This window comes from Streptomyces sp. NPDC046866 (genome assembly GCF_040704625.1).
In the GTDB taxonomy this organism is placed as follows: Bacteria; Actinomycetota; Actinomycetes; order Streptomycetales; family Streptomycetaceae; genus Streptomyces.
On sequence record NZ_JBEYXN010000004.1, the window covers coordinates 269,491 to 284,947 of the forward strand.

Below are 15,457 nucleotides of genomic sequence, written 5' to 3' on the forward strand. Positions count from 1 at the left end.
TATCTGGCCACGACGACGCCGACGGGAAAACCGCGGAATCCGCGGCAGCGCCGAGGAGGCACACCTGTGGAACGCCACCTGGCCGCCTCGGCCGAGACGGCCGACTACCTCATCGACCTCTCCAACATCGTGCGCCGCACGGACATCGGACCCAGGGGACCGCGGTCCCTGCTCCGGCTCGGGCTCGTCGTGCGCGCCCTGATGGAGGCCACCGGGGACCCGGACGTCTCGGCGTACGCGGTCGCCGACGCGAGCCTGCTGGGCGGGCACACGCAGTTCACCGATCCGCAGGACGTCCGCCGGCTGCGCCGCTGGGTGGCCGAGGAGCTGGTGGAGGAGGTCGGCGACGCGGACGAGCGGATCCTGGAGCTCGCCCGGATGACGGGCCTGCGCGTGGTGACCGGCGACCACTTCGTCGACCACCGGGCCGAACACGCCTGGATCCAGGGCAACACCTGGCAGTTCCTGCGCCCCGAGCCCCGCCCCGACGGCTCGGTCGCCCTCGTCGCGATGGACATGGGGGTCCGCTCGGCGGCGGACATCTCCCGCCACATGGAGTTCGCCGCGCTGAAGAAGCAGGGCCTGCTCGGGCCGGCCCGCACGCCCCTGACCCAGGTGCTGACGCGGAACTGGCGCTGTCCGGAGCCCCGTTGCTCGCTGTACGACAGCCGCACGGGCGACCGCGTCCTGCTGCCCCGCATGCGCGGGGGCGTACCGACCTGCGAGCTGCACGGCGCGCCGCTCGCGGACGACGGTCCGCGCCGCGGCACGACCCAGCTGAAGGTGGTGGTGGACGGGTCCTGCGTCGCGCGGTACACGCTGGACGAGGGGGCGCGGGCGCAGGTGGGGCGCTTCCCCGGCCCGGAGGGCATCGCCCTGCACAGCCTGCTCTCGCCCGAGGTGGCGGCCCAGGTCAGCCGGACCCACGTGACGGTCTCGGCGCAGGGCGGCGCGGTGCTGGTGCGCGACGTCAGCCGGTACGGGACGCGGATGCGCACGGCCGGCAAGGGCGGCGGGCCCGGGCCCTGGGCGCGGCTGCCGCCGGGCGCGGACCGGCCGTTCCGCCCGGGCGACGAGGTGGAGCTGGCGCCCGGGGTCGTCCTGACCCGCAGCGGGCGGCGCTTCCCCGCGGAGCTCGCGGACGCCTGGCGTGCGGGGGCCGGGCGGGGCCCCGTACCGACTCGGGCGAGCGCCACGACCTGGCAGGCCGACCACCCGCTGCGGCCCCCGGCCGAGGAGGACCCCGAGGCAGCGGCGGGCACGGACGCGCGCGCGGACGCGGGCCGGGACGGAGCCGGGGACGGGAACGCGGAAGGGCCGGACCCGACGCGCTGACGGCGCCGGCCCGGCCCGAACTCCCGTGGGCTCTTAGGCCTACCGGCCTACAGCCCCTGCCACGCGGGCTTGTTGGCGTAGGTGTGGCGGAAGTAGTCCGCGAGCTTCAGCTTGGAGGCGGCCGCCTCGTCCACGACCACGGTCGCGTGCGGGTGCAGCTGCAGCGCGGAGGCCGGGACCAGCGCGGAGAGCGGCCCCTCGACGGTCTGCGCGACGGCCTCGGCCTTGCCCTCGCCGGTGGCGAGCAGCACCAGGTGGCGGGCGTCGAGGATGGTGCCGATGCCCTGGGTGATGACGTGGTGCGGCACCTGCTCCAGGTCGCCGTCGAAGAAGCGCGCGTTGTCGACCCGGGTCTGCTGCGTCAGCGTCTTGATCCGGGTGCGGGAGGCGAGCGAGGAGCACGGCTCGTTGAAGCCGATGTGCCCGTCGGTGCCGATGCCCAGCAGCTGCAGGTCGACCCCGCCGGCCTCGGCGAGGGCGCGGTCGTACGCCGCGCAGGCGGCCGGGAGGTCCTCGGCGGTGCCGTCGGGGCCCATGAAGGAGGACTCCGACAGGCCGAGGGGCTCGACGACCTCGCGGAGCACCACGGCGCGGTAGGACTCGGGGTGCCCGGCCGGCAGGCCCACGTACTCGTCGAGCTGGCAGACGCGGGTCCGGGAGACGTCGACCTGCCCGGAGTTCACCTTGGCGGCCAGCGCCTCGTAGACGGGCAGCGGGGTGGAGCCGGTGGCCACACCGAGCAGGGCGTCGGGCTTGCGGCGGACGAGGGCCGCCATGGCCTCCGCGATGAGCTCGCCGCCTGCCTTGGCGTCCGGGACGATGACAACTTCCACGCGGGGCCTGCCGATCTGGGAGGGGGATGGGGCGGTGTGGTATAGACCAATCTAGCAGAGCCCGGGCGTCTGCGGCCCGGAAAATCGGCCCCGTTCCATCCTCGTCCCGATCCCGGGGCCGGGCCTCCCGGTGCCGGCCGCGCGGTCCGGGTGCCCCCGTCCGTCCCGGCCGGCCCGGCGCCGCGGCGCAGCCCGTCACATCAGCGCGAGCTGGAGCCCTCCGGTGGCGTCCAGGTGCTGGCCCGTCACCCAGCCGGAGTCCGGCGAGGCCAGGAACGCCACCACGGCCGCGACCTCGTCGGGCGTGCCCACCCGGCCGAGGACCGAGCGCGAGGACACGTGGGCCCGCGCCGCGGGATCCGCCAGCCAGCCCGCGTTCAGGTCGGTCTCGATGATCCCGGGGCCCACCGAGTTCACGGTGATCCCGCGGGGGCCGAGCTCGGCCGCCAGCGAGCGGGTCAGGGCGTTCACGGCGCCCTTCGCCGTGATGGCCGCCAGGATCGCGGGCAGGGCGATCTGCGGGGTGCCGGTCACGTTCACGATCCGGCCGCCGTCCGGCAGCCGCGCCAGGCCCTGCTGGATGATGAAGAACGGCGCCTTCGCATTGAGCGCGTGCACCCGGTCGTAGGTCTCCTCGTCCGTGTCCGCGATGCCGGCGAACGCCGCCGCGCCCGCGTTGTTCACCAGGATGTCGACCTGCTCCGTGTGCTGCGGATGGGCCTCGTACGCCGCCCACAGGGCCTGGGCGTCGCCCGGGACGCCGAGCTGCGCCCCGATCGCGAACGCGCGCCCCCCGGCCGCCTCGATGGCGGCCACCGTCTCCTTCGCCGCCTCCGCGTTGCTGCCGTAGTGCACGGCGACGAGTGCCCCGTCCCGCGCGAGCCGCTGCGCCACCGCCCGTCCGATCCCCCGGCTGCCGCCCGTGACCAGTGCCGTCCTGCCGTCGAGCACGCCCATGACGCGCCCCCCTTCGCATTTCCTAGTGGTCGCTACAGAAAGGCACCGTACCAGATTCCGTAGTGGGCGCTATAGAATGCGTGCATGGTGACCGGACAGCGCGGCAGGCCCCGCTCCTTCGACCGCGACGCCGCCCTGGACAAGGCGATGCTCGCCTTCTGGGAGAAGGGCTACGAGGCGACCTCGATCTCCGACCTGACCGGCGCACTGGGCATCAGCGCCCCCAGCCTGTACGCGGCCTTCGGCGACAAGCGCACGCTGTTCGACGAGGTCGTGGTGGTCTACGGCGGCCGGTACGGGGACTTCGCGGCCGTGGCCCTCGCCGAGGAGCCCACGGCCCGCGCCGCGATGGAGCGCATCCTGCGCGAGGCGGCCGAGGTCTACACCGACCCGGCCCACCCGCCGGGCTGCATGGTGATCAGCGCGGCCGTCAACACCACCTCCCGGGAGGTGGCGGAGGCGCTGCGCGAGCGGCGCACGGCCAACATCGAGCTGTTCGAGCGCCGGATCCGGGCGGACGTCGCCGCGGGCCTGGTCCCCGCAGACACGGACACCGCGGCCTTGGCCCGGTACGCGGTGGCGGTCCTCCAGGGGATGTCCCAGCAGTCGCGTGACGGGGCGACGCGGCAGGAGCTGGAGGCGGTCGCGGAACGGGCGATGCTCGCCTGGCCGCAGTGACGGCGGCGCACGGGGCGGAAGCGGCAGGCGCGGCAGCAGCGGCGGCGGCGGAAGCCGGGGGCGCCACGGGCGCGGCAGAAGTGGCGGGAGTTCCTCTGGGCCACGGTGCCGGGGCGGGACCCTCAACCCGCCCGGCACCGTAGCCCGGAGTACTAACGGCCGGCGGGTGTGCGGTTCCCGCGGCCGGTTGGGAGGCTGCCTGCGCGGTCAGGGCAGAGCGCGCGGCCGCCTCGATCCGTCCTCCTGTGCGGGGAGGGCGGAAGATTGTTGCCCATTGTGGACTAGACCATTCTGCTCTGTCCATCCAATGTCGGGCCGGCGAAACCCGTCACTTTCTCCAACAGTACGCGGAGTCACCCCTTCCTGGATACTCCCCAGTAGTCGCCGTGGGGAAAGTCATGGCCAAGCCCGGGGTACGCTCGGCCCGTGCCCTCCATGAACGACCTCGTACGCCAGCACACCGCTCTCGGTGAAACCGACCTGGAGTGGCTCCACCTGCTGGTCTCGGAGTGGCAGCTGCTCTCCGACCTGTCCTTCGCCGACCTCGTGCTGTGGGTGCCCACCCTCGACGGCACCCGGTACGTCTCGGTCGCGCAGATGCGCCCCAACACCGGCCCCACCTCCTACCAGGACGACATGGTCGGCCACCTGGTGCCGCGCGGCCGGCGGCCCCTGCTCGACGCCGCCCTCGACGAGGGCCGGATCGTGCGCGAGGGCGACCCCGAGTGGCGCGAGGAGGTGCCCGTCCGCGTCGAGTCCATCCCGGTGCGGCGCGAGGGCCGCGTCCTCGGCGTGATCGCGCGCAACACCAACCTGCTCACGGTGCGTACACCGAGCCGGCTGGAGCTGACCTACCTCCAGTCCGCCTCCGACCTCGCCCAGATGATCGCGGCGGGCGCCTTCCCCTTCCCCGGCCAGCAGGTCGACATGGACGCCTCCCCGCGCGTCGGCGACGGCCTGATGCGGCTCGACGCCGACGGGGTCGTCACCTACGCGTCCCCGAACGCGCTGTCGGCGTACCACCGGCTCGGGCTCGCCTCCGACCTCGTCGGGCAGCACCTGGGCACCACCACCGCCGAGCTCGCCCCCTCCCGCGGCCCCGTCGACGAGGCGCTCGTCAAGCTGGCCAGCGGCTGGGCCCCCCGGGAGACCGAGGTCGAGGGCAACGGCGGGGTGATCCAGTTGCGCGCCATCCCGCTGAAGCCCAAGGGCACCCGGATCGGCTCGCTGGTGCTGTGCCGCGACGTCACGGAGCTGCGACGTCGCGAACGCGAACTGATCACCAAGGACGCGACCATCCGGGAGATCCACCACCGGGTGAAGAACAACCTCCAGACCGTGGCCGCACTCCTGCGGTTGCAGGCCCGGCGGATGGATTCCGAGGGCGGCCGCGAGGCGCTCAACGAGGCCGTGCGCCGCGTCGGTTCGATCGCGATCGTGCACGAGACCCTCTCTCAGAACCTGGACGAGCGCGTCGAGTTCGACGAGATCGCCGACCGCGTGATCGCGATGGTCGCTGAGATCTCGCCGGGCAAGGTGGACTGCCGGCGGGTCGGCCGGTTCGGGATCCTGGACGCGGAGGTGGCCACTCCGCTGTCGATGGTCCTGACGGAGATCCTCCAGAACGCCCTGGAGCACGCCTTCACCCAGGGAGAGGGCGGCACCGTCGAGGTGACCGCGGCCCGCAGCGGCACCGGCCGCACCGACGGCCGGCTGCTGATCACGATCCTCGACGACGGCTCCGGACTGCCCGAGGGGTTCGACCCGCAGCGCGCCGGGAACCTCGGCCTCCAGATCGTCCGGACCCTCGTCGAGGGCGAGCTCGGCGGCACGTTCGACATGGTCCGGGCGGAGCCGCGCGGCACCAAGGTCGTCCTGGACGTCCCCGTCAGCCCGCAGAAGTAGCGCCGCAGCAGCGCGAGGGCCCGTCACTCACCGTGACGGGCCCTCGGCGGTGAGCCGGACCGCCCCGGACAGCACTGAGCCCCGGACCGTTCCGCCGCCGACGGTGGTCGGGGCGGATCGATCCGGGGCTCGAGAGCACGTTGCTGAGCGCTATCAGGTGTAACTACGCGCTGCGGCTCGAGGCTCGAAAGTCGATGTCAGGCGCTGGCGTTGCGCGCCCGGTTGCGAGCGGCGCGGCGCTTCATGGCGCGGCGCTCGTCCTCGCTGAGACCGCCCCAGACGCCGGAGTCCTGGCCGGACTCGAGCGCCCACTGCAGGCACTGCTCCATGACGGGGCAGCGGCGGCAGACGGCCTTGGCTTCCTCGATCTGCAGCAGCGCAGGACCGGTGTTGCCGATGGGGAAGAAGAGTTCCGGGTCTTCCTCGCGGCAAACGGCGTTGTGACGCCAGTCCATGGCTGCTCCATCTCCTTGTATTGCGGGCAGGTTGCTTGTGAATGTGAACGCTTTCACGAATCCCCCCGTGAGGGAAGGGCGACCGCCCGGCTAAGCGGAAGGTCAGTCGGAGACTCGTGGAGGGGTTCTGGCGGTCTGTCCGGGAGCCGGTTCTGCGGGCTGCCCCGATCGCCATGAAGAGATTCGCAAACCTCGGACGGGGATACAACCCCTTCCGGAAAGTTTTTTTTGATTCGTCGGTGTCTACTAGGTCACAGCCCTACATCTTGAGGGTGGATCGGCGCGTAAACGTTCGACTGAAAGGACTTTGGCCCCTTCTACTCACACAATCACACGCAGTGCACGGCGAACGCCTGTGAACCGAACGCTGGTGCGCAGACCGAGGTGGTCTCCGTCCATCTGGAAAGGAAGCGGAACCTTCGAATGCAAGGTGAAGTCGGTCAGATCGTGCAGAGACACTGCATGCTTGCCGTGCGGACCGCGCTCAGGAGTCGAGGTCAGGAGCTGTGCGGCGTAGCGCGCGACAGCCGGAGTTGACAAACGGCTGAGCGCCAGTACGTCAAGTGCGGTGTCGAACGACGCCTCCGGGGAGGCGTACAGGGGCCGATTGCCCAGGTACGTCCAGGGCGACGTGTTGCAGACTATCGACAGCACCAGGTCACTCACGGGAGCCGCGCCGGGACGCTCCAGCGTCACCGTGCCGTGCCGCCGGTTCGGCTCCTCCCAGAACTGGCGCATCAGCTGTCGTACATAGAGGGCGTGCGTCGAACGCTTGCCCCGCTCCCGCTGCTGCTCGACCCGCCCCACCACGCCCGCGTCGAAGCCGAAGCCCGCGCAGAACGTGAACCAGCGGGCCGGGACCGACTCGTCCTCCGTGCCCGGGGTGCCGGCCGCCAGGCCCAGGCCGACCGTCCGCTCCCGGTGCTCGCGCAGCGCGTCCAGCAGGGCGCCGGTCGCCTCGACCGCATCGTTGGGCAGCCCGAGCGCGCGGGCGAAGACATTGGTGGACCCCCCGGGGACCACCGCCAGCCGCGGCAGCCGGTCCGGATCCGGGCCGTGGTGCAGCAGCCCGTTGACCACCTCGTTGACGGTGCCGTCGCCGCCCAGCGCCACGACCAGGTCGACACCGGTCTCCGCGGCCCGGCGGCCCAGGTCCCGGGCGTGCCCCCGGTACTCGGTGGTCACCGCCTCCAGCTTCATCTCGCTGGCCAGCGCGTGGATGAGGACGTCGCGCGTGCGCGCACTGGTGGTCGTCGCTGCTGGGTTGGCCACGAGGAGTGCACGCATGAACACCAGCCTACCGACCCCGTCCTACCGCTCCCGTACGGCCCGTCCCCTCCGCCGCCGGGGCCGCGCGGCTACCCTGCTGGAGTGAGTACGAAGCCCACCCCCGCCCCGGACCGGCCGACCGCCCCCCTGCCCGGCCGGCTCACCGCAGCCGCCGCGCTCACCGCCCTCGAAGGCCTGGCGCTCGCCGGCCTCGGCATCTACATGCTGTTCGTGGGCATCGCCGGCGACCCCGACTCCCCGCAGCAGGCCGAGACCGGCGGGATCACCCTGATCGCGCTGGCCGCCCTGCCCCTGGTCGCGGCCCGCGGGCTGCGGCTCGGCCGCCGCTGGAGCCGCGGGCCCGCGCTGATCACCCAGCTGATGGCGCTGCCGGTGGCCTGGACCCTCTACACCACCGGCGGCGCGATGATCGCCGCCGCCGCGGCCCTGGCCGCGGCCGCGGTCGCCGTCGTGGTGCTGCTGGTCAACCCGACGGCCACCGAGGCCCTGGGCATCGGGCCGTCGTCCTCCTCCTGAGCGCCGCACGACCCACGCCGACGGGGCGTGCACGAGCCCGGCTCGTGCACGCCCCGTCGGCGTGGGTGCAGGCGCTGCCTACTCCTCGACCAGCAGCTTCTCGCGGAGCTGGGCCAGGGTGCGGGCCAGCAGGCGCGAGACGTGCATCTGCGAGATGCCGACCTCCTGCGCGATCTGCGACTGCGTCATGTTGCCGAAGAACCGCAGCAGCAGGATCCGCTTCTCCCGCGGCGGCAGCCCCTCCAGCAGCGGCTTGAGCGACTCGCGGTACTCGACGCCCTCCAGCGCCTCGTCCTCCGCGCCGAGGGTGTCCGCGACCGCCGGCGACTCGTCGTCGGTGTCCGGGACGTCCAGCGACAGGGTGCTGTAGGCATTGGCCGATTCCAGCCCCTCCAGCACCTCCTCCTCGGAGATCCCCAGCCGCTCGGCCAGCTCGTGGACGGTGGGGGAGCGGCCGTGCTGCTGCGACAGCTCGGCCGTCGCCGTGGTCAGGGACAGCCGCAGCTCCTGCAGGCGCCGCGGCACCCGGACCGCCCAGCCCTTGTCGCGGAAGTGCCGCTTGATCTCCCCGACCACCGTCGGCGTCGCGTACGTCGAGAACTCGACCCCGCGGTCCGGGTCGAACCGGTCCACCGACTTGATCAGGCCGATCGTCGCGACCTGCGTCAGGTCGTCGAGCGGCTCGCCGCGGTTGCGGAACCGCCGCGCCAGGTGCTCGACCAGCGGCAGGTGCATCCGTACGAGCCGGTTGCGCAGCTCGGCCTTTTCCGGCGAGCCGTCGGGCAGGGCCCGCAGCTCGACGAACAGGGCCCGGGCCCCGCTGCGGTCGCGCGGGTCGGGCAGCGGCGGGGGCGCCGGGAACTCCGGCGCCAGGTCCGCGTAGGCGTCCCGTTCCGCGTCCTGTTCCGTGTCCCGGTCTTCGGCCGTGGCGGCGCCCGCGGGTGGCCGGGACGCCTGTGGTTCTTCGTTCTGGTTCTCGCTCATGGGGCCCGCCCGTCGCTCCGCCGAGTCCAAAAAGCCGTTGTCCGCATCCGCGTCAGCCGGGTGCGGCCGGGCCTGCTGCTGCTCCGGGATGCCGCCGTCGACCTCGTGCCGTACCCGGGGCCGATCCCCGCCCCGCACCGGGATCTCCCCGCCGCTCACGCCGGGCCTGGACCCGCGCCGCGCTGTTTGTAGAGGCTGATGCTCACCGTGCGGTCGTCGCCGACCGTGGACTCGACCTTGCCGGCCAGCGCCGACAGGACGGTCCAGGCGAACGTGTCGCGCTCCGGGGCCCGGCCGTCGGTGGTCGGCGCGGAGACGGTCACCTCCAGCGAATCGTCGACCAGCCGGAACACGCAGCTGAGGACGGAGCCCGGCACGGCCTGCTGGAGCAGGATCGCGCAGGCCTCGTCCACCGCGATGCGGAGGTCCTCGATCTCGTCGAGGGTGAAGTCCAAACGTGCTGCGAGGCCGGCCGTGGCCGTTCGCAGCACCGACAGGTAGGCACCCGCAGCGGGCAGCCGGACTTCCACGAAGTCCTGAGTCGCGGGCTCGCCTGCGATCTGGGACACCCTCACCTCCAAGGTGGTACGAGCTCTCTTCGCCGGTGACGCTACCGCGATCCGGGCGATCGTGTCGCGGCACCCCTCATCACACCCGTCCGGGACGCCCGTGCCTACGGCCGGTGACCGATGGTATGCCCATCGGCACGCACAGTGGCTAGGGGTCTGCGGGCCCAAATGAGGGGAACCGGCGGAGGGTTGAACTACCCCGCCTCAGACGATCGAACCGTCCACGAAGCACCACCGCCAGGTCTCGCCCGGTTCGAAGCTCCGCATCACCGGATGGCCCGTCGCGTGGTAGTGCGCAGTGGCGTGCCGGTGCGGGGAGGAGTCGCAGCAGGCCACGTGCCCGCATCCCAGGCACATCCGCAGCTGCACCGGGTGACTGCCGAGAACCTGACATTCAGTGCAGGTCAGGGCAGTCGGGACGGGCTCGGGGCGCGGCAGTTCGGGAACGTGGGTGCACTCGCTCATGATGGCCAGCGTACTGACGTGCGGGCGCTGCAGGACGAAGGCCGATCGGCCACGACGAGCGAGGGTGATCTTCGATGGAGGTATTGCAGCTGGTGGCCTTGGTGGCGGGCAGCGCGGCCGTTGCAGGGTTCGCCCGCCGCACCCCGGTGCCCGCGCCCCTGCTGCTGGTCGCAGCGGGCCTGTTGGCCTCGGCCGTGCCCGGGGTGCCCGCGTACACGCTCGACCCGCACATCGTGCTGCCGCTGCTGCTCCCGCCGCTGCTGTACACGGCCGCGGTCGACAGCTCCTACCTGGACCTGCGGGCGAACATCCGGCCCGTCGCGCTGCTGTCCGTCGGGTACGTGCTGTTCGCGACGCTGGCCGTCGGGTACGCGGCGTACCTCGCCGTGCCGGGGCTGTCGCTGCCCGTGGCGCTGGTCCTGGGTGCGGTGGTGGCGCCGCCCGACGCGGTCGCCGCGACCGCGATCGCGCGCCGGCTCGGGCTGCCGAACCGGATCACGACGATCCTCCAGGGGGAGTCCCTGGTCAACGACGCCACCGCCATCACCGCCTACAACGTGGCGCTGGCCGCGGCGGTCGGCGTCGGCGTCGGCTGGGCGGGCGGGATCGCGGAGTTCCTGCTCGCGTCGGTGGGCGGCGTCGGGGTGGGCCTGCTGCTGATGGTGCCGATCCACCACCTGCGCAAGCGGCTGCGGGAGCCGCTGCTGCAGAACACGCTGTCGCTGCTCATCCCGTTCGTGGCGTACGCCGCGGCCGAGCGGGTGCACGCCTCGGGCGTGCTCGCCGTGGTCGTGGTGGCCCTGTACCTCGGCCACCGCAACTGGGAGGTCGACTTCGCGACCCGGCTCCAGGAGGAGGCGGTGTGGAAGATGGTCGCCTTCATCCTGGAGTCGGTGGTCTTCGCGCTGATCGGGCTCCAGCTGCCGGTCGTGCTGAGGGGCCTGGGGGAGTACCAGGGGGTGCACGCCGCCTGGTACGCGGTGGCGGTCTTCGCGGTGGTGGTCGTCACCCGGTTCGTGTGGGTCTTCCCCGCGACCTTCGTCCCCCGGTGGGCTTCGGAGCGGATCCGGCTGCGGGAGCCGGACACCACCTGGAAGGCGCCGGTGGTGGTCGGCTGGGCGGGGATGCGGGGCGTGGTCTCCCTGGCCATCGCCTTCTCGGTGCCGATGGGCGTGCCGCACCGCAACCTCATCCTCTTCCTCACCTTCACCACCGTCATCGGCACGCTGGTCGTGCAGGGGCTGACCCTCCCGCCGCTGATCCGGCTGCTGAGGCTGCCGCCCCGGGACGCCAAGGAGCAGACCCTCGCCGAGGCCCAGGCCCAGAGCGAGGCCTCCCGGGCGGCGGAGGAACGGCTCGCGGAGCTGCTCGCCGCCCCGGAGAACGCCCTGCCGCCGCCGCTGGCGGAGCGGCTGCGCACGGTGCTGGAGCGGCGGCGCAACGCGGTGTGGGAGCGGCTGGGCGAGGTCAACGCGGTCACCGGGGAGTCGGCGGACGACGTCTACCGGCGCCTGGCGCGGGAGATGATCGAGGCGGAGCGGGAGGTCTTCGTCTCCCTGCGGGACCGGCGCCGCATCGACGACGAGATGCTGCGGGGTCTGCTGCGGCGGCTGGACCTGGAGGAGGCGGCGGCCTACCGCGAGGACACCGCCTGACCACTCCGCGGGGGTGCCGGGTGCCGGGTGCCGGGTGCCGCTGCGCGGAGCCGTTCCCCTCCCCGCCCCTTCCCGAAACCGGGCTCCGCCCGGACCCGTCGAAGATCGGAGGCTCCGCCCCCGGACCCTCCCCGAGAGGGCCGGGCGGAGCCCCGCCACGCGGCGGAGCCGCATGTCCGGCACAGCGGGAAGGGGCGGGGAGGGGACGGGCTCCGCGCAGCGGCGGCCGGGGCGGCAGCGGCGACGGCGGCGGTGGTGGTCAGGGGCGGCCGGTGATCACGGCGGTGACGGCGGTGCCCCGCGGGAAGGCGCCCCGCTCGGCCAGGGCCGCCAGGGCCCAGAGGAGCTTCGCCACATAGATCCGCTCGACCGGAACGCCGTGGCGGGCCTCGAAGTCGGCGGCGAAGGCCTCCAGGGCGGCCGGAACCCGGGCGTAGCCCCCGTGGTCGAAGCCCTCGGCCAGGCTCCACTCCCCGGCCGGGCCCCCGAAGGCCCGCTCCTGGAGGGAACGTATCTCCGCCGCCAGGAACCCGCCCGCCAGCACCGGCACCCCGAGCGCCCGCTGCCCCGGGGCGAGGCCCGCGGCCAGGCCGGCCAGGGTCCCGCCGGTCCCGCAGGCCACCGCGACCGTGTCGGATCCGCCGCGCAGCTCGCGGCCCAGCTCCGCGCAGCCGTGCACGGCGAGCGGGTTGCTCCCGCCCTCGGGGACCACGTACGCCCCGTCGGCGCCCGCCGCGGCGAGCAGCCGGGCGAGCACCTCGGGCTCGCCCTTGCGCCGGTAGTCGCCGCGCGTCACGAAGTGCAGCCGCATCCCGTCCGCGGCGCACCGCGCGAGCGAGTCGTTGAGCGGCTGCCCGGCGAGCTCGTGCCCGCGCACGATGCCGACGGTGGCCAGCCCGAGCAGCCGCCCCGCTGCCGCGGTGGCCCGCAGGTGGTTGGAGTAGGCCCCGCCGAAGGTCGCCAGCTCCCGCTGCCCTGCCGCCACCGCGGCGCGCAGGTTGGGCGCGAGTTTGCGCCACTTGTTGCCCGGCAGCTCGGGATGGACGAGGTCGTCCCGCTTGAGCAGCAGCCGCACGCCGCACCGCTCGAACCGCTCGTCGCGGACCTCCTGCACGGGGGACGGCGGGCGCGGGCGCAGAAGCGGCTCGGGGTTCACGGGGCGGTTCACCCGTCCATTGTCGGCGCCTGCCGGGGCGGGGGCGTTATTTCAGGCGCTCGCCGACGCGGGTGCGGAAGGAGTTCATCGTGAAGCCCGCCGGGTCGATCTTCCCGGGCTGCCATTCGAGGTGGCCGATGACCGAACGCTCGGTCCAGCCGTGCACGCGGCACACGGCGGCCGCCGCGCGGGCCATCGCGTCGAGCTGGACGGCCGGCCAGGGGTCCTCGCCGTCGCCGAGGTTCTCGCACTCGAAGCCGTAGAAGTGGCGGTTGCCGTCGGTGTTCGCGCGGTGGTCCGGCGGCAGCCGCTTCTCCGCGATCACCGCCGCCAGGACGTCGGAGTCACCCGCGCCGGCGTGGTTGGCCCGGCCGTAGCCGACCAGGTGGACCCGGCCGTCCTTGGTGATCACGCCGTGGCAGAGCGGGCCCGGCAGTTCCTCGTCGCCGTCGCGGCAGAGCCTGACGGTGTACGAGGTGCCGTGGGTGACGGTGTGGTGGATCATGACCCCGTGCACCGGGCCCCACGGCCCCTTGTGGTTGCGGTTGTGGGTGCGCCAGGCGCCGACCTCGACGACGGTCAGCCCCTCGCGGCGCAGGGCTGTGATGAACCGGTCCGCGGACATGGGAGCGGCCACGGCCGCCTCCTCTCCGGTAGCGCGACGGTCACCTCGCGTGTCCGCCTCGTTGCTCTCCGGTGTAGTGGAGGAGTTCCTTCCGCGGCTAGGGCGTTCGTACGGCGAGCGAGCCGATCCGGACAGCGGACGGCGGTCCCGGCCGGCCCGCGCGCCCCGTGCGTCGCGGCCCTTACGCGGAGGCCAGCCACAGGTCCGGGCCGAACACCTCGTAGTGGATGTCCGCCGCCGGCACGCCCTTCGCCAGCAGCTGCGCGCGCACCGCCCGCATGAAGGGGAGCGGGCCGCACAGGTACGCCCGGGTGCCCGGGGCCACCGCGACGTCCGCCAGGTCCATCAGGCCCTCGCCGTCGCCCGGTTCGGCGCCGGCCTCGTACCAGAACCGGGCCGTGCCGTCGGCCAGCTTGTGGGTCAGCGCCCGGTGGTCGGCGCGCAGCGGGTGGTCGGCGGGGGAGCGGTCCGCGTGCAGGACGGTGACCGGGGACGGGTGCCCGGTCTCGGCCAGGTGCTCCAGCATCGACAGCATCGGGGTGCAGCCGATGCCGGCCGAGGCGAGCAGGACGGGCGCCGCACCGCCGCGCAGGACCAGGTCGCCGTACGGGGCGGAGACGCGCAGGGTGTCGCCGACCGCGACCCGCGCGTGCAGGTGGTTCGAGACCTCGCCGTCGGGCCCGGCGGCGGCCGGCCCGTGGACCCGCTTGACGGTGATGCTGCGCAGCTGCGACCCGGGCGCGCAGGACAGGCTGTACTGGCGGATCTGCCGGGCGCCGTCGGCCAGTTCCACCTGGACCGACACGTACTGGCCGGGGGCAAAGCCGGGCGCGGGGGCGCCGTCGGCGGGGGCCAGGTGGAAGGTGGTGCAGTCGGCGGTCTCCTCCACCCGGGCGGTGACCGTCCACGGGCGCCAGACGTCGCCGGCCAGGACCTGCTGCTCGGCGTACAGCCGCTCCTCGATGGCGACGAGGGCGTTGGCCATCAGCCAGTAGACCTCGTCCCAGGCCGCGGCGACGTCGGGGGTGACGGCCTCGCCGAGGACCTCGGCGATCGCTGCGAAGAGGTGGCGGTGGACGGTCCCGTACTGCTCGCGCGTGACGCCGAGGGAGGCGTGCTTGTGCGCGATGCGGTTCAGCATGACGTCGGGCCGGGTGTCCGGGTGGGCGACGAGGTGGGTGGCGAAGGCGGCGATGGAGCCGGCGAGGGCCTGCTGCTGCAGGCCGGCGTTCTGGTTGCCGCGGTTGAAAAGGTCGCGCAGCAGCTCCGGGTGGGCTGCGAAGAGCTTCGCGTAGAACAGCTCCGCGATGTCGCCGACGGCCGCGCCCACGGCGGGCAGGGTGGCGCGGACGGTCTCGGCCGACTTCTCGGACAGCATCGGTGACTCCTTGCGTGAACGGGCGCAGTGCGGTGCGTTCTGCGGTTTTTTTGGTATCCGATATTCAAGTTTTGAGGCGCGATCAGGCTAGGCGGACCGGTGGGCGGTGCGCACCGGCCGACCGGCCCGACCCTCAGGGACCTTCGGCCCGGACGGCGGAGCCGCGGCCCGAAAGGCCCAGCAGCAGCGGCCCCGTGGGCGCGGTGACCAGGTCGGACACCGTCAGCGGGTCGAGCGCGGCGAAGAAGGCCTCCTGGGCCCGGCGCAGCGCACCGCGCAGGATGCACGCGCCGCGCAGCGGGCAGGGCGTGGTCCCGTCGCAGTCCACGACGTCGCCCGCGCCCTCCAGTTCGCGCACGACCCCGCCGACGGACGCGGCCCGCCCGGCGGCGGTCAGCGCGAGCCCGCCGCCGCGGCCGCGGCGCGCCTCGACGAGGCCGAGGTGCTGGAGCCTGGCCACCACCTTGGCCGTGTGCGTGTACGGGACCTCCATCGCCGCCGCCACCTCGCGCGTGGTGGGTAGGTCCTCCTCCGCCACGGCCAGGCGCATCAGGGTGCGCAGGGCGAGGTCGGTGAATCGGGTCAGCCGCATGGCCGTCACCGTAGAGAAACTTGACTGCCCGATGCAAATTAAGCCGCGGAAGCGGGGTGGGCGG

General features: G+C 73.4%; 16 protein-coding genes. 5 read left to right on the forward strand and 11 right to left on the reverse strand.

The window, feature by feature from the left end:
- The first annotated feature begins 66 nt into the window (after positions 1-66).
- Entirely contained in the window at positions 67-1,335 is a 1,269-nt protein-coding gene (locus AB0953_RS09610; RefSeq protein WP_366858839.1) for an FHA domain-containing protein, read from the forward strand.
- A 47-nt stretch (positions 1,336-1,382) separates the two neighbouring features.
- Here AB0953_RS09610 and nagB read toward each other — a convergent pair whose 3' ends face one another.
- Complete coding sequence (gene nagB, locus AB0953_RS09615; RefSeq protein WP_366858840.1) at positions 1,383-2,168, reverse strand: glucosamine-6-phosphate deaminase; 786 nt, start codon at positions 2,166-2,168, stop codon at positions 1,383-1,385.
- A 195-nt stretch (positions 2,169-2,363) separates the two neighbouring features.
- The gene (locus tag AB0953_RS09620; RefSeq protein ID WP_366858841.1) at positions 2,364-3,125 is read right to left on the reverse strand and encodes an SDR family oxidoreductase; all 762 of its coding nucleotides are present in this window, start codon (positions 3,123-3,125) and stop codon (positions 2,364-2,366) included.
- 84 nt (positions 3,126-3,209) lie between these two features.
- Here AB0953_RS09620 and AB0953_RS09625 point away from each other — a divergent pair, with 84 nt between their 5' ends.
- Both AB0953_RS09625 and AB0953_RS09630 read left to right on the forward strand, forming a co-directional pair.
- Complete coding sequence (locus AB0953_RS09625) at positions 3,210-3,803, forward strand: TetR/AcrR family transcriptional regulator (RefSeq protein ID WP_366858842.1); 594 nt, start codon at positions 3,210-3,212, stop codon at positions 3,801-3,803.
- Between the two features lie 435 nt (positions 3,804-4,238).
- Positions 4,239-5,708, forward strand: coding sequence for a PAS domain-containing sensor histidine kinase (locus tag AB0953_RS09630; RefSeq protein WP_361914649.1), 1,470 nt, complete (start codon positions 4,239-4,241; stop codon positions 5,706-5,708).
- A 197-nt stretch (positions 5,709-5,905) separates the two neighbouring features.
- Here the strand turns inward: AB0953_RS09630 and AB0953_RS09635 are convergent, their stop codons facing one another.
- Complete coding sequence (locus AB0953_RS09635; RefSeq protein WP_003953983.1) at positions 5,906-6,163, reverse strand: WhiB family transcriptional regulator; 258 nt, start codon at positions 6,161-6,163, stop codon at positions 5,906-5,908.
- 321 nt (positions 6,164-6,484) lie between these two features.
- Positions 6,485-7,450: a diacylglycerol kinase family protein gene (locus AB0953_RS09640; RefSeq protein ID WP_366858843.1), complete on the reverse strand. Its 966-nt coding sequence runs from the start codon at positions 7,448-7,450 to the stop codon at positions 6,485-6,487.
- 84 nt (positions 7,451-7,534) lie between these two features.
- Between AB0953_RS09640 and AB0953_RS09645 the strand changes: the two genes are divergently transcribed.
- Positions 7,535-7,969 carry a hypothetical protein gene (locus AB0953_RS09645; protein WP_366858844.1) on the forward strand — a complete coding sequence of 145 codons (435 nt, stop codon included), beginning with the start codon at positions 7,535-7,537 and terminating at the stop codon, positions 7,967-7,969.
- A 78-nt stretch (positions 7,970-8,047) separates the two neighbouring features.
- Here AB0953_RS09645 and AB0953_RS09650 read toward each other — a convergent pair whose 3' ends face one another.
- The 3 genes from AB0953_RS09650 to AB0953_RS09660 all read right to left on the reverse strand — a co-directional run bounded on the left by AB0953_RS09650 (position 8,048) and on the right by AB0953_RS09660 (position 9,987).
- Entirely contained in the window at positions 8,048-9,112 is a 1,065-nt protein-coding gene (locus AB0953_RS09650; protein ID WP_366858845.1) for an RNA polymerase sigma factor SigF, read from the reverse strand.
- Positions 9,109-9,522, reverse strand: coding sequence for an anti-sigma regulatory factor (locus AB0953_RS09655; RefSeq protein ID WP_366858846.1), 414 nt, complete (start codon positions 9,520-9,522; stop codon positions 9,109-9,111). Before AB0953_RS09655 ends, AB0953_RS09650 begins: the two co-directional genes overlap by 4 nt.
- Before the next feature lie 204 nt (positions 9,523-9,726).
- Positions 9,727-9,987, reverse strand: coding sequence for a UBP-type zinc finger domain-containing protein (locus AB0953_RS09660; RefSeq protein WP_366858847.1), 261 nt, complete (start codon positions 9,985-9,987; stop codon positions 9,727-9,729).
- Positions 9,988-10,061: 74 nt separating this feature from the next.
- Between AB0953_RS09660 and AB0953_RS09665 the strand changes: the two genes are divergently transcribed.
- On the forward strand, positions 10,062-11,642 hold the full coding sequence (locus AB0953_RS09665; RefSeq protein ID WP_366858848.1) for a Na+/H+ antiporter: 1,581 nt from the start codon (positions 10,062-10,064) through the stop codon (positions 11,640-11,642).
- A 259-nt stretch (positions 11,643-11,901) separates the two neighbouring features.
- On the opposite strand, the gene AB0953_RS09670 is transcribed toward AB0953_RS09665, so the two are convergent.
- The 4 genes from AB0953_RS09670 to AB0953_RS09685 form a co-directional block, all read right to left on the reverse strand.
- The gene (locus AB0953_RS09670) at positions 11,902-12,810 is read right to left on the reverse strand and encodes a pyridoxal-phosphate dependent enzyme (protein WP_366858849.1); all 909 of its coding nucleotides are present in this window, start codon (positions 12,808-12,810) and stop codon (positions 11,902-11,904) included.
- Between the two features lie 34 nt (positions 12,811-12,844).
- Positions 12,845-13,435: an N-acetylmuramoyl-L-alanine amidase gene (locus AB0953_RS09675; protein WP_366858850.1), complete on the reverse strand. Its 591-nt coding sequence runs from the start codon at positions 13,433-13,435 to the stop codon at positions 12,845-12,847.
- Positions 13,436-13,604: 169 nt separating this feature from the next.
- Positions 13,605-14,801 (reverse strand): globin domain-containing protein, encoded by a 1,197-nt coding sequence (locus AB0953_RS09680; protein ID WP_366858851.1) that lies wholly within the window; start codon positions 14,799-14,801, stop codon positions 13,605-13,607.
- A gap of 133 nt (positions 14,802-14,934) precedes the next feature.
- On the reverse strand, positions 14,935-15,393 hold the full coding sequence (locus AB0953_RS09685) for an Rrf2 family transcriptional regulator (protein WP_366858852.1): 459 nt from the start codon (positions 15,391-15,393) through the stop codon (positions 14,935-14,937).
- Positions 15,394-15,457 lie beyond the last annotated feature (64 nt).

Bases quoted from the DNA above. Each gene is read 5' to 3' on its own strand.
- AB0953_RS09620 (WP_366858841.1), bottom strand. From the start codon at position 3,125: ATGGGCGTGCTCGACGGCAGGACGGCACTGGTCACGGGCGGCAGCCGG.
- AB0953_RS09685 (WP_366858852.1), bottom strand. From the start codon at position 15,393: ATGCGGCTGACCCGATTCACCGACCTCGCCCTGCGCACCCTGATGCGC.
- AB0953_RS09640 (WP_366858843.1), bottom strand. From the start codon at position 7,450: ATGCGTGCACTCCTCGTGGCCAACCCAGCAGCGACGACCACCAGTGCG.
- AB0953_RS09680 (WP_366858851.1), bottom strand. From the start codon at position 14,801: ATGCTGTCCGAGAAGTCGGCCGAGACCGTCCGCGCCACCCTGCCCGCC.
- AB0953_RS09630 (WP_361914649.1), top strand. From the start codon at position 4,239: ATGAACGACCTCGTACGCCAGCACACCGCTCTCGGTGAAACCGACCTG.
- AB0953_RS09635 (WP_003953983.1), bottom strand. From the start codon at position 6,163: ATGGACTGGCGTCACAACGCCGTTTGCCGCGAGGAAGACCCGGAACTC.
- AB0953_RS09660 (WP_366858847.1), bottom strand. From the start codon at position 9,987: ATGAGCGAGTGCACCCACGTTCCCGAACTGCCGCGCCCCGAGCCCGTC.
- AB0953_RS09665 (WP_366858848.1), top strand. From the start codon at position 10,062: ATGGAGGTATTGCAGCTGGTGGCCTTGGTGGCGGGCAGCGCGGCCGTT.
- AB0953_RS09625 (WP_366858842.1), top strand. From the start codon at position 3,210: ATGGTGACCGGACAGCGCGGCAGGCCCCGCTCCTTCGACCGCGACGCC.